Source organism: Mesorhizobium sp. M2E.F.Ca.ET.209.01.1.1 (assembly GCF_004010375.2).
Taxonomy (GTDB): domain Bacteria; phylum Pseudomonadota; class Alphaproteobacteria; order Rhizobiales; family Rhizobiaceae; genus Mesorhizobium.
This window is the reverse complement of the sequence record NZ_SADP02000168.1, coordinates 1-464: the sequence shown is the minus strand read 5'-3', so window position 1 is coordinate 464 and position 464 is coordinate 1. Positions and strand designations below refer to the sequence as shown.

General features: G+C 58.8%; 1 protein-coding gene and 1 pseudogene. Both read right to left on the bottom strand.

Going from position 1 to position 464, the window contains the following annotated elements; translation table 11 throughout:
- Positions 1-205 (bottom strand): annotated as a pseudogene (locus EN852_RS35130) (30S ribosomal protein S3); the annotation flags it as partial.
- An 18-nt stretch (positions 206-223) separates the two neighbouring features.
- A partial coding sequence (rplV, locus tag EN852_RS35125) for a 50S ribosomal protein L22 (RefSeq protein ID WP_135879621.1) occupies positions 224-464 on the bottom strand: 241 nt, incomplete at its 5' end.

The window sequence follows — 464 nt, the reverse complement described above, 5'->3', positions numbered from 1 at the left end:
GGATCGTCACGCGAGCGGTCTTGGCCGGACGCTCGATCAGGATCTTGCTGATGCCGGCCTGGGCCAGCTTCTTGCGCAGCATTTCGCGCACTTTCAGGTCGGCTGCCAGGTAACCGGCGAACTCGGCCTTGTTGGCGTACCACTTGGAGTTCCAGTCCTTGGAAATGCCGAGGCGGATACCAATCGGATGAACTTTATGACCCATGGTCTTTTCCTTATCCGCTTACTTGGCGGCGCCCACAACCACAGTAATGTGGCTGGTGCGCTTGAGGATGCGGGTACCGCGGCCTTTCGCCCGCGCCATGAAACGCTTCAGGGTCGGACCTTCATCAACCATGATGGTCTGAACCTTCAGCTCGTCGACGTCGGCGCCCTGGTTGTTCTCGGCGTTGGCAATTGCCGACTCCACCACCTTCTTGATCAGGTGGGCAGCCTTCTTGTCCGAGAACTTCAGCAGGTTGACC